The sequence below is a fragment of the Paraburkholderia youngii genome, from assembly GCF_013366925.1.
Lineage (GTDB): Bacteria > Pseudomonadota > Gammaproteobacteria > Burkholderiales > Burkholderiaceae > Paraburkholderia > Paraburkholderia youngii.
This window is the reverse complement of the sequence record NZ_JAALDK010000001.1, coordinates 4,229,136-4,241,428: the sequence shown is the minus strand read 5'-3', so window position 1 is coordinate 4,241,428 and position 12,293 is coordinate 4,229,136. Positions and strand designations below refer to the sequence as shown.

The following is a 12,293-nucleotide window of genomic DNA, read 5'->3' as shown; positions in this document are numbered from 1 at the left end:
ACCCGTGCGCGGCCTTGCGGTGCTGCCGACCGCGGCGAGGTCTTGCCTCGCCGCGGGTCCAAACGGTACGGCTGTGAAACTTAGCTAACGCTTATTGTTGCTTTGCAGCAGCGACCTGAGCGGCCACTTCCGCAGCGAAGTCGTCCTGCTTCTTCTCGATGCCTTCGCCGACCACGAACAGTGCGAACTTCTGCACGCTCGAGCTAGCCGCCTTCAGCATCTGTTCGATCGTCTGCTTGTCGTTCTTAACGAACGTCTGGTTCAGCAGCGAAACTTCCTTCAGGTACTTCTGCACGCTGCCATCGACCATCTTGGCGACGATTTCAGCCGGCTTGCCCGATTCGGCAGCCTTCTGTTCAGCGATGCTGCGCTCCTTGGCGATCAGGTCCGCCGGAACGTCGTCCGACGACAGCGAAACCGGCTTCATCGCGGCGATGTGCATCGCCACGTCCTTGCCGACCTGCTCGTCCGCGCCGGTGTACTCGACCAGCACGCCGATGCGCGTGCCGTGCAGGTACGCGGCCAGCTTGTTGGCGGTTTCGAAGCGCTCGAAGCGGCGGATCGACATGTTTTCGCCGATCTTGCCGACCAGCGCGAGACGGACTGCGTCGACGGTCGAGCCGTCGAGCGGGAGCGCCGACAGCGCGGCGACGTCAGCCGGGTTTTGCGTCGCGACGAGCTCGGCGACCTTCTTCGAAAACGCGAGGAAGTCGTCGTTCTTCGAGACGAAGTCGGTTTCGCAGTTCAGCTCGACGAGCGAACCAGCGTTGCCGCCGATGAACGATGCGACCACGCCTTCAGCCGTCACGCGCGATGCCGCCTTGCTCGCCTTGTTGCCGAGCTTCACACGCAGCAGCTCTTCAGCGCGCGCCAGATCGCCGTCGGCTTCCGTCAGCGCCTTCTTGCATTCCATCATCGGCGCGTCGGTCTTCGCGCGCAGTTCTGCAACCATGCTTGCGGTAATTGCCGCCATCATTTGCTCCTTGAGTTCTGTCTGTCACATGCCGCCCGCACTTCGATGCCGGCGGCAGGAATTCGTTTCAGCGTTTTCGCGTATTTTTGCGAGCGACGCGTGTCACACCACCTCGAGCACTCTGCCAGATGTCCGTTACAACATCTGTTACAAGCGTCGCGGCTTAAAAAAAGGGGGCCTGTAGAAAGCCCCCTTTTATGTCGGACACTGGGCAGCCTTACGCTTCCGGGTTGACCTCGACGAACTCGTCGCCGTCGCCGCCACGTGCTGCCTGGACCACTTCGTTGACCGCATTGGCACGGCCTTCGAGGATCGCGTCGGCCACACCAGCCGCGTACAGGGCGACGGCCTTGCTGGCGTCGTCGTTACCCGGGATCACGTAGTCCACACCTTCCGGCGAGTGGTTCGTATCGACCACGGCGATGACCGGAATGCCGAGCTTGTTCGCTTCGGTCACGGCAATCTTGTGGTAGCCGACGTCAACCACGAAGATCGCGTCCGGAATGCCGCCCATGTCCTTCACGCCGCCGATCGACTTCTGCAGCTTGGCCATTTCGCGCTCGAACAGCAGCGCTTCCTTCTTGCTCATGCGCTCGGTTTCACCGGCTTCCAGCGCCGCTTCCATGTCCTTCAGGCGCTTGATCGATACCTTCAGCGTCTTGAAGTTGGTCAGCATACCGCCGAGCCAGCGTGCGTTCACGAACGGCATGCCAGCGCGCTGCGCTTCCTGGGCGATCGTGTCGCGCGATTGACGCTTCGTACCGACGAACAGGATCGTGCCGCGGTTCGATGCCAGCTGACGCGCGTACTTCAGCGCGTCGTTGTACATCGGCAGCGTCTTTTCGAGGTTGATGATGTGAATCTTGTTGCGATGACCGAAAATGAAGGGAGCCATCTTCGGGTTCCAGAAGCGGGTCTGGTGACCGAAGTGGACACCTGCTTCCAGCATTTGACGCATCGTAACTGCCATGAAATTCTCCACGAGGGTTGGGTCTTAAGCCGGCTGCCGTATCGGCCGCGCCCGCCTTTGTTTTGGCTGGAACGCGGCGACACCCTGGGTGCGCCGGTTTGCGAATTGGTTGCCTGACACTGCTTTCTCCAGCTCACGACGTCAGCAACCGGATTGCCGCGAGAAGCCGGTTCCGCCCAGTTGCCATGCGCGAATTTGCGGACTGGCGAATAAAAGCGGACTAGGACCGACTTAGCCAAAGAGTATAGCACGCGACTATCGACCGACTCAACCGACCCAACCACCGGCGGATAGCCGTGCGCACTGGAGCGCACAGCCGGGCTCCGAATCCCGGCTTGGCGCCCTATGGCCCACCAATTGACCGATTTTGATCACTTTTAGCCCATTACCGCCTGATCCAGCGCAACGAGCCCGCCCCCACTGCTGTAAAATGGCTCGATTCCGCCACCCGCGGGGGATCGTCGAGGATCGACCGGCATTCCGTGTGTACCAGACGCCCTCCGCCAGGCCACCGCAACACCCAGCAAGCCTTATCCAGCAAGGCTTCCGAGGAAACCATGGCTATCACCATCAAAAACGAAGACGACATCGCGAAGATGCGCGTCGCCTGTCGGCTCGCGAGCGAAGTGCTCGACTACATCACGCCGTTCGTCAAGGCCGGCGTCACCACTGGCGAGCTCGACCGCCTGTGCCACGAATACATGCTGAAGGACCAGGGCACGGTCCCCGCACCGCTGAATTACCAGCCGCCCGGCTACCCGCCGTACCCGAAAGCCACCTGCATTTCCGTCAACGACGTGATCTGCCACGGCATTCCCGGCGACAAGGCCCTGAAAAACGGCGACGCGCTGAACATCGACATCACGGTCATCAAGGACGGCTACTTCGGCGACACCAGCCGCATGTTCATCGTCGGCGAAGGGTCGATCATGGCGAGGCGCCTCGTGCAGGCTACCTTCGAGTGCATGTGGCTGGGCATCGACCAGGTGCGCCCCGGCGCGCATCTCGGCGACATCGGCTATGCGATCCAGAAGCACGCCGAAGGCCTCGGCTACAGCGTGGTGCGCGAATATTGCGGCCACGGCATCGGCACCGTGTTCCATGAAGATCCGCAGATCCTGCACTATGGCCGCCCCGGCACCGGCCTCGAATTGCAGGCCGGCATGATTTTCACGATCGAGCCGATGATCAACGCCGGCCGCCGCGACATCCGCACGATGCCCGACCAGTGGACCGTCAAGACCAAGGACCGCAGCCTGTCCGCGCAGTGGGAGCATACCGTGCTCGTCACGGAGACCGGCTACGACGTGCTGACCGTGTCGGCCGGTACGCCCGCGCGTCCGCCCGTGGTCGCGGCTACCGCCTGACCGATTCCGACCTCACCTTCCGTCTGCCAATGAGTAGCGTTCCAGCCGTCGCCCCCTCCCATGCCTCGTCGCTCAAGGCGGACTACAAAGTGGCCAAAGCCCAGTTGCTGGAACGCTTTCGAACGGCCACCAACGTCGACGCGTTGATGGCCGCGCTGGCGCGCGCCACGGACCATTCGCTGCGCGCCGCCTGGGACACCTGCGAACTGCCCGACGATCTCGCACTCGTCGCGGTCGGCGGCTATGGGCGCGGCGAACTCGCGCCGCACTCCGACATCGACATCCTGGTGCTGTTGCCCGACACGCGGCTCGAGCATCTGGAGGCGCGCATCGAGCGCTTCATCAGCCTCGCGTGGGATCTCGGGCTGGAACTCGGCAGCAGCGTGCGCAGCGTGTCGCAATGCCTCGAGGAAGCGGCCAACGACGTCACGGTGCGTACCTCGCTGCTGGAAGCCCGTCGCATCACCGGCAGCACCGCGCTGTTCAACGATTTCGCCCAACGCTACCGTGCAGCGCTCGACCCGAAGGCGTTCTTCCAGGCGAAGGTGCTCGAAATGCGCCAGCGTCACGCGAAGTTTCAGGACACGCCGTACGCGCTCGAGCCGAACATCAAGGAAAGCCCGGGCGGGCTGCGCGACCTGCAGCTGATCCTGTGGATCACGCAGGCGGCCGGGTTCGGCAGCAGTTGGCGCGAGCTCGAAGCGCGCGGACTGATCACCGAGCGCGAGGCGCGCGAGCTGCGCCGCAACGAGAGCTTCCTGAAGGCGCTGCGCGCGCGGCTGCATGTGATCGCCGGGCGCCGTCAGGACATCCTGGTGTTCGACCTGCAAACGCCGGTCGCCGAAAGCTTCGGCTTCAGGCCGACCGCGACCAAGCGCGCGAGCGAGCAACTGATGCGCCGCTACTACTGGGCCGCGAAAGCAGTCACGCAGCTCGCGACGATCCTGATCCAGAACATCGAGGCGCAGCTGTTTCCGAACACGAGCGGCATCACGCGCGTGCTGTCGGATCGCTTCGTCGAAAAGCAGGGCATGCTCGAAATCACGTCCGACGACGTGTTCCAGCGCGAGCCGAACGCGATCCTCGAAGCGTTCCTGCTTTACGAGCGCACCCCCGGCGTGAAGGGTCTGTCGGCGCGCACGCTGCGCGCGATCTACAACGCTCGTGACGTGATGGACCAGCATTGGCGGCGCGACCCGGAGAACCGCCGGCTTTTCATGGAAATCCTGAAACAGCCGGCCGGCATCACGCATGCGTTCCGGCTGATGAACCAGACCAGCGTGCTCGGGCGTTATCTGCTGAATTTCCGGCGCATCGTCGGGCAGATGCAGCACGACCTGTATCACGTGTACACCGTCGATCAGCACATCCTGATGGTGCTGCGCAATCTGCGCCGCTTCGCGATCGCCGAGCATGCGCACGAATACCCGTTCTGCAGCCAATTGATTGCCAACTTCGACCGGCCGTGGGTGCTGTACGTGGCCGCGCTGTTTCATGACATCGCCAAGGGGCGCGGCGGCGATCATTCCACGCTGGGCATGGCCGACGCGCGGCGCTTCTGCCGGCAGCACGGCATCGAAGGCGAGGATGGCGAACTGGTCGTGTGGCTCGTGCAGCAGCATCTGACGATGAGCCAGGTCGCGCAGAAGCAGGACACCAGCGACCCCGAAGTGATCAAGCGCTTCGCCGAACTGGTCGGCACCGAGCGGCGTCTGACCGCGCTCTATCTGCTGACCGTCGCCGACATCCGCGGTACCAGCCCGAAGGTCTGGAACACGTGGAAAGGCAAACTGCTCGAAGACCTCTACCGCACCAGCCTCGCCGTGCTGGGCGGCGCTCAACCGGACGAGCATTCGGAACTGAAGTCGCGCAAGGAAGAAGCGCTCGCGCTGCTGCGTCTGGAAACCGTGCCGGAAGGCGCGCAACGGGCGCTGTGGGACAAGCTCGACGTCGGCTACTTCCTGCGCCACGACGCGGCGGACATTGCGTGGCAAACCCGCGTGCTGTACCGCCACGTCGAAACGCCAACGCCGCTCGTGCGCGCGCGGCCGTCGCCGATCGGCGAGGCGCTGCAGGTGCTCGTCTACGTGAAGGACCAGCCCGATCTGTTCGCGGGCATCTGTGCGTATTTCGACCGCAACGGCCTGTCGGTGCTCGACGCGCGCGTCAGCACGACGCGCCACGGCTACGCGCTCGACAACTTCCTCGTCACGCACACCGAAGAGGACGTGCACTATCGCGACATCGCCAATCTGGTCGAGCAGGAACTGACCGCGCGGCTCGCGGGCCACGGCACCTTGCTGCCGGGACCGTCGAAGGGCCGGCTGTCGCGGCTGTCGCGCACCTTCCCGATTACGCCGCGTGTCGACCTGCGGGCCGATGAGCGCGGCCAATACTACATCCTGTCCGTGTCGGCGAACGACCGGCCGGGCCTTCTTTATTCGATCGCGCGCGTGCTGGCCGAGCACCGGGTCGGCGTCGCCTCGGCGCGGATCAATACGCTCGGCGAACGCGTCGAGGACGTGTTCCTGCTCGAAGGACACAGCCTGTCGGACAACCGCCTGCAAATTCAGGTCGAGACCGAACTGCTGCGCGCGATCGCAGTGTGAGATTTCATGCGAAACAAATTAACAGCGAAGCATCCGCGGCCGGCGTCGTCCGAACGGGCCCCTGTCCGCCCCGGCAGCGCGTCGGCGCGTAAACCGACCCGTCCAGCGCGGCCGAAGCCTTTCGAGGCCGAGGGTGGCGCGACGCGGCCGGTCAGCGCGAAGCCGGCGGGCGCCGGTGCCCGCGCGCCGCGTGCCGAAGGGTCGGGTCCGCGCGAACGGGGTGCGGCTGCCGCGGGCGCACTGCGCCGCTTTGAAGGTGCGGCTGAGCGTGGCGAACGCGGAGAACGCGCACCGCGTCGTTTTGAGGGCAGCGCTGAGCGTGGCGAGCGTGCCCCCCGACGCGAATTCGGCGAGCGGACTGAACGCGCGCCGCGTCGCTTCGAAGGCAGCGCTGAGCGTGGCGAGCGTGCCCCCCGGCGCGAATTCGGCGAGCGGACTGAACGCGCGCCGCGTCGCTTCGAAGGCGGCACTGAGCGTGGCGAACGTGCTCCACGGCGCGAATTCGGCGAGCGGAGTGAACGCGCGCCGCGTCGCTTCGAAGGCGGCGCTGAGCGTGGCGAACGTGCTCCACGGCGCGAATTCGGCGAGCGGAGTGAACGCGCGCCGCGTCGCTTCGAAGGCGGCACTGAGCGTGGCGAACGTGCTCCACGGCGCGAATTCGGCGAGCGGAGTGAACGCGCACCGCGTCGCTTCGAAGGCGGCGCTGAGCGCGGCGAACGCGCGCCCCGTCGCGAATTCGGCGAGCGCGCAGAACGCGCGCCGCGTCGTTTCGAGGGCAATGCGGAGCGCGGCGAGCGCTCACCGCGCCGCGACGACGGCGAACGCCGTCCGTTCAGTGGTCCACGCGCAGGCGCAGGCAGACCGTCGGAAGCCAGCGGGCGTGACGACCGCCCGGTGCGCCGGGAGCGCGATGCCGCCGATCGTCCGCGCTTCGGTAGCGATCGCGGCGAGCCGCAGCAGCGTCGCGGTGGTGATCGAGGCGAGCGCAGCGACCGCGCCCCGCGCCGCTTCGAAGGCGAGCGTGGCGAGCGCAGCTTCGGGAAACCCGCAAAAGGCGGCTACGGCGAGCGCACCGAGCGTCCGGCGCGCGCCACGCGTGAGGACCGCGGCGACCGCGGTGCACGCGGCGACTGGACGCCCTCGCGTCGTGAGTCCGGCGACCGCGCCGCACGCGGCGGTGAACGTACCGAGCGTCGCGAGCGCCCTGCGCGCAGCTTTGGCGACACGCTGCCAGCCGCGAACCGCCGCTTCGGCGACGACCGGCCCGCCCGCGCCGCCAAGCCGCGAACGTCGGCATCGGCAACAGCCCAACCGGTCGACACCACCATCGACACCCCGCACCCGCCCCGCCGCGATCGCGAAGACGCGCCGGGCATGCTACGTCTGTCGAAGCTGATGTCCAAGCTCGGCCTGTGCTCCCGCCGGGAGGCCGACGAGTGGATCGAGAAAGGCTGGGTCATGGTCGACGGCGAGCGCGTCGACACGCTCGGCACCAAGGTGTTCCCGGATCAGCGCATCGACATCGATCCAGCCGCCGAAGCCTTTCAGTCGAGCCAGGTGACCGTGATCGTCCACAAGCCGGTCGGCCTCGTATCGGGACAGGCGGAGGACGGCTATCAGCCGGCCATCACGCTCGTCACGCCGGAAAATCGCTGGGAAGGCGACCATTCGGGCATCCGCTTCTCGGTGTCGCATCTGCGCCAGCTCGCGCCGGCCGGACGTCTCGACATCGATTCGACGGGCCTGCTGGTGCTGACGCAGGACGGCCGCATCGCGAAGCAACTGATCGGCGGTCACTCGGACGTGGACAAGGAGTATCTGGTGCGCGTCGCCTACGGCGATCACACGGTCGACGTCGAAAGCCACTTCCCGGCCGAAAAACTCGCGCTGCTGCGCCATGGCCTGTCGCTCGACGACGTCGCGCTCAAGCCCGCGCAAGTCAGCTGGCAAAACGGCGAGCAGCTGCGTTTCGTGCTGCGCGAAGGCAAGAAGCGTCAGATTCGCCGCATGTGTGAACTGGTCGGTCTCGAAGTGGTGGGCCTGAAGCGCGTGCGCATGGGCAACGTGATGCTCGGCGCGCTGCCGCCGGGACAGTGGCGCTATCTGTCGGAAGACGAGTCGTTCTGAAGTCCGTCCAATGCGCCTCGTTGCTCAGAGCGGGCGCATCGGCATAACAAAAAACCCACGCACTTAGGCGTGGGTTTTTTGTTGGCGGCAGCCGTGTCAGTCGTCGCTATTCGGATCGAGATCGGGGAACAGGACCTCGGTAAAGCCGAACTTCGAGAAATCGGTAATCCGCATCGGATACAGCTTGCCGATCAGATGATCGCATTCGTGCTGCACGACCCGTGCATGAAAGCCCTCGGCGACCCGGTCGATCGGATTGCCGAACTGATCGAAGCCGTGATAGCGGATCATCGAAAACCGGCTCACCACGCCGCGCAGTCCCGGCACCGACAGGCAGCCTTCCCAGCTCTCTTCCATGTCCTGCGACACCGGCGTAATGGTCGGATTGATCAGCACCGTCTCCGGCACTGGCGGCGCGTCCGGATAGCGCTCGTTCGAACCGAAGCCGAAAATCACCACCTGCAGATCGACGCCGATCTGCGGTGCCGCAAGACCCGCGCCATTCGCCGCGTGCATGGTCTCGAACATGTCTTCCACGAGCCGGTGCAGCTCGGGCGTGTCGAAGTGATCGACCGGCTCGGCGATTCGCAGCAGGCGCGGGTCGCCCATCTTCAGAATGTCGTGAATCATCAGTGCCCCTCCAGGAGCTTGCGCATACCATCTTCGTCGAGTACGGGGATGCCGAGTTCCTCGGCCTTCGCGAGTTTGCTGCCCGCGTCGGCGCCCGCCACCACGTAACTGGTTTTCTTCGAAACCGACCCCGCCACCTTCGCGCCGGCCGCTTCGAGCATTTCCTTCGCATCCTCGCGCGACAGGTTCGGCAGCGTGCCGGTCAACACGACCGTCTGGCCGGCCAGCACGCCCTGCGGCGCCTTCGGCGCGGGCGGCCCCTCGGGCCACGTGACTCTGCCCGGCGCGCGCAGCTGCTCGATCACCGTGCGGTTGTGGTCCTCGGCGAAGAACTGGTGGATCGATTCAGCGACGACCGGCCCCACATCGTTGACTTCGAGCAGCGCTTCCAGCGACGCATCCATGATCGGATCGAGCGAGCCGAAGTGCTTCGCAAGATCCTTCGCGGTCGATTCGCCGACATGGCGAATCCCCAGCGCGTAGATAAAGCGGCCGAGCGTCGTGTGCTTGGCTTTTTCGAGCGAGTCGAGCAGGTTCTGCGCCGATTTATCGGCGAAGCGGTCGAGCTCCGCGAGCGTCGCGAAGCCGAGATTGAACAGATCGGCCGGCGTGCGGACCAGGTTCTGTTCGACCAGCTGATCGATGATCTTCTCGCCGAGGCCGTCGATATCGAGCGCGCGGCGCTGCGCGAAGTGCCACAGTGCCTGCTTGCGCTGCGCCGGACAGAAGAGCCCGCCCGTGCAGCGGGCAATCGCCTCGTCGGGCAGCCGCTCGATCGCCGAGCCGCACACCGGGCACTGCGTCGGCATCACGAACTCGCGAGCGTCGGCCGGACGACGCTCGAGCAGCGCGCTGACCACCTCCGGAATCACGTCGCCGGCGCGCCGCACGATTACCGTGTCGCCGATGCGGATGTCCTTGCGGCGCACCTCGTCTTCGTTGTGCAAGGTCGCGTTCGTGACCGTCGCGCCGCCGACGAACACCGGCTCCAGCCGCGCGACCGGTGTGATCGCGCCGGTGCGGCCGACCTGCACGTCGATCGCGACGAGCTTCGTCAGCGCTTCCTGTGCGGGGAATTTGTGCGCGAGCGCGAAGCGCGGCGCGCGCGACACGAAGCCGAGCCTGTCCTGCTCGTCGCGCCGGTTGACCTTGTAGACGACGCCGTCGATGTCGTACGGTAGCCTGTCGCGCTTCTCGCCGACCGCGTGGAAGAAGCCGAGCAGGCCTTCGGCGCCCTGCACGACCGCACGCTCGCCATTGACCGGCAAGCCCATCTCCTTGTACCAGTCGAGCAGTTCGCTATGCGTGGGCGGCATCTCGATGCCGTCGAGCACGCCGATCCCATACGCGAAAAACGACAGCGGCCGCTGCGCGGTGATCTTCGAATCGAGCTGGCGCAGGCTGCCGGCCGCCGCGTTGCGCGGGTTCGCGAATTCTCGTTGCCCGGCGGCGCGCTGGCGTTCGTTCAGGCGCTCGAAGTCGCGCTTGAACATCAGCACTTCGCCGCGCACGTCGAGCACGTGCGGCACGCGCTTGCCCTTCAGCTTCAGCGGAATCGAGCGGATCGTGCGGACGTTTTCGGTGACGTTCTCGCCAGTCGTGCCGTCGCCGCGCGTGGACGCCTGCACGAACACGCCGTCGACGTAGCGCAGCGAGATCGCGAGACCGTCGAATTTCAGCTCGGCCGCGTAGTCGACGGGGACCGGCGGCTCGCTCGCGTTATTGCCGAGCGCGTCGCCGATGCGCTTGTCGAACGCGACGATGTCTTCGTCGGCGAAACCGTTGTTCAGCGACAGCATCGGCTGATCGTGCACGACCGGCTCGAAACCGCTCGCGGCCTTACCGCCGACACGCTGCGTCGGCGAATCGGGCACGATCAGATCCGGATGCTCGGTCTCGATGCGCTCCAGCTCCTTGAACAGCTTGTCGTACTCGGCATCCGGCAGATCCGGCTGATCGAGCACGTAGTACGCGTAGTTCGCGCGTTCGAGTTCCGCGCGCAACCACGCGGCGCGTTCGGCCGGAGCACTGGTTGCGGAAGAAGGGACGGAGGATCGGGCCATGCGGTCGGAAGCTTCTCGATAATGAAAGTCGGACATCGGATTATCGCAGGAAGCGTGCCCCTTTACATCGGTGAATACCGCGCAAACCGTGCTGCGATGCAGGCCGGAAACGACGACGGCCGCACATCGTGCGGCCGTCGTCAAAATGCGTAGAACGCTGAAATGGGCTTACTGGCTGAACAGGCGCCGCGTGGCCGGCGAACCCGCCGGAATGCCCGCCTGTTCGAGCTTCGCGTACAGCGTCATCAACTGTTTTTCGATCGCGAGCAGCGCGCTTTCGGGCAACGGCCGGCGGCCGTCGTCGACCACGCGTCCGCCGATACGCTCGGCCAGCGACTTCGCGTAATCGCACATCAGACGGAACGGCAGAATGTCTTCGTCGGCGACCGGCACATCGAGCACCAGCGTGATCATCTCGCCGCCTTTATACGTGAGGTCGTCGCGCAGGAAGTTGGTGTCGCCGAACTGCAGCATGAATACCGGGTTTTGCCGCGAGTCGAGCTTGACGAAGCGCGTGCCGTCACGCGACAGCAGCAGACCGTCCTGCGACGCGACCGCCTGCACGTAGTTGGCCGACCACGGTGCGCCGTCCGACAGCACGTTGATCGACAGCTGCGCGTCGCACTGGGCGGCAAAGCCATCGAGCTCGCGCGCCATCGCGACGGTTTCGAGCATGTCGGGGAATTCCGGCGCGGCGTCGAGCGCGTCGGCGAACTGCTGCACGCCGGTCACGAACTCGGAAAATTCGAGCTCGTTGAGCGCGCCGCTGCGGTTCGCGAGCTGCGCGGCCGCGCGCAGTTCGTCGTAGCGCGTGCCGTTCTGCAGCAGCTCCCATGCGCCGCCGCCTTCGGGCTTGCCTTCGATATGCACGGGCTTGCTGCCCGCGCGACGCAAGCGCTGCGCGAGCGGCAGCACCTTGTCGCCGGCCACGGGACCGTTCAATCGGATCGGCACGATACAGTCGATGCGCCGATCCACGATGGCCGGCGGCGCCGACGAGATCGTCGTGGCGGCCGGCAGGATCGGTTCGACCCGCTCGTGCTCGGCGGGCGCCGGCTGGGCCGCGGGCGCTTCGGCCGCGGGTCGCTCCACGTCGGCGTCCGAAGCCGCCGCATGCTCGCCTTCGCCGGCGGTATCGGAATCCGCCAACGGGTAACCGTTCGGCGACGTCATCTCGGCCTGGATATCAGCCGGTGTATCGAGCGGCGCCGCGCCCGCGCCGAACGTCGGCTCGACGCGCGCGGCGCTCGGGTGCGCGGTCGCCTCGGCGCTCACGCTGGGCTCGCGCCGCGTGGTCGGCCGGGCCGGCTCGATGAACGGGCTCTGCTCCTCATGCTCGTCCCGCGCGAGGCTCTCGGCGGTGTCGGCCGGCATCGGCCGCGGCATCTTGCGACGCACCTTCGCGCCCTGCCACGCGTTGTACACGACCACGCCCCCCACCACCACGGCACCCGCGCCGATCAAACCGAGTGTCAACTCGTCCATGCATGCTCCGTCAGCAATTCTTCTATCCACGCAGGCCTGCCGTCCGCTCCACGTACCGCGCGGCTCTCA

At 65.9% G+C, this 12,293-nt stretch carries 8 protein-coding genes; 3 read left to right on the top strand and 5 right to left on the bottom strand.

The annotated features are described in order from the left end of the window. Nucleotides 1–91: 91 nt before the first annotated feature. Together tsf and rpsB are read right to left on the bottom strand one after the other, a co-directional pair. A complete protein-coding gene (tsf, locus tag G5S42_RS19475) occupies nucleotides 92–973 on the bottom strand; it encodes a translation elongation factor Ts (protein WP_176108287.1) in 882 nt (293 codons plus the stop codon). A gap of 217 nt (nucleotides 974–1,190) precedes the next feature. After that, nucleotides 1,191–1,943, bottom strand: a complete 753-nt coding sequence (gene rpsB / locus G5S42_RS19470; protein ID WP_013089705.1) for a 30S ribosomal protein S2 — start codon at nucleotides 1,941–1,943, stop codon at nucleotides 1,191–1,193. A 482-nt stretch (nucleotides 1,944–2,425) separates the two neighbouring features. Between rpsB and map the strand changes: the two genes are divergently transcribed. From map to G5S42_RS19455, 3 genes are read left to right on the top strand one after another with little or no spacing between them, the layout of a single operon-like run. Then, on the top strand, nucleotides 2,426–3,310 hold the full coding sequence (gene map / locus G5S42_RS19465; RefSeq protein WP_309235153.1) for a type I methionyl aminopeptidase: 885 nt from the start codon (nucleotides 2,426–2,428) through the stop codon (nucleotides 3,308–3,310). 29 nt (nucleotides 3,311–3,339) lie between these two features. After that, nucleotides 3,340–5,919, top strand: a complete 2,580-nt coding sequence (locus G5S42_RS19460; protein ID WP_176108285.1) for a [protein-PII] uridylyltransferase — start codon at nucleotides 3,340–3,342, stop codon at nucleotides 5,917–5,919. Nucleotides 5,920–5,925: 6 nt separating this feature from the next. After that, the gene (locus G5S42_RS19455) at nucleotides 5,926–8,046 is read left to right on the top strand and encodes a pseudouridine synthase (protein WP_176108284.1); all 2,121 of its coding nucleotides are present in this window, start codon (nucleotides 5,926–5,928) and stop codon (nucleotides 8,044–8,046) included. Between the two features lie 96 nt (nucleotides 8,047–8,142). Here G5S42_RS19455 and def read toward each other — a convergent pair whose 3' ends face one another. The 3 genes from def to G5S42_RS19440 all read right to left on the bottom strand — a co-directional run bounded on the left by def (nucleotide 8,143) and on the right by G5S42_RS19440 (nucleotide 12,224). Then, entirely contained in the window at nucleotides 8,143–8,676 is a 534-nt protein-coding gene (def, locus tag G5S42_RS19450; protein WP_176108283.1) for a peptide deformylase, read from the bottom strand. Continuing rightward, nucleotides 8,676–10,739 (bottom strand): NAD-dependent DNA ligase LigA, encoded by a 2,064-nt coding sequence (ligA, locus tag G5S42_RS19445; RefSeq protein ID WP_176108282.1) that lies wholly within the window; start codon nucleotides 10,737–10,739, stop codon nucleotides 8,676–8,678. Before ligA ends, def begins: the two co-directional genes overlap by 1 nt. A 168-nt stretch (nucleotides 10,740–10,907) precedes the next feature. Continuing rightward, nucleotides 10,908–12,224 carry a cell division protein ZipA C-terminal FtsZ-binding domain-containing protein gene (locus G5S42_RS19440; RefSeq protein WP_176108281.1) on the bottom strand — a complete coding sequence of 439 codons (1,317 nt, stop codon included), beginning with the start codon at nucleotides 12,222–12,224 and terminating at the stop codon, nucleotides 10,908–10,910. Nucleotides 12,225–12,293: the final 69 nt, after the last annotated feature.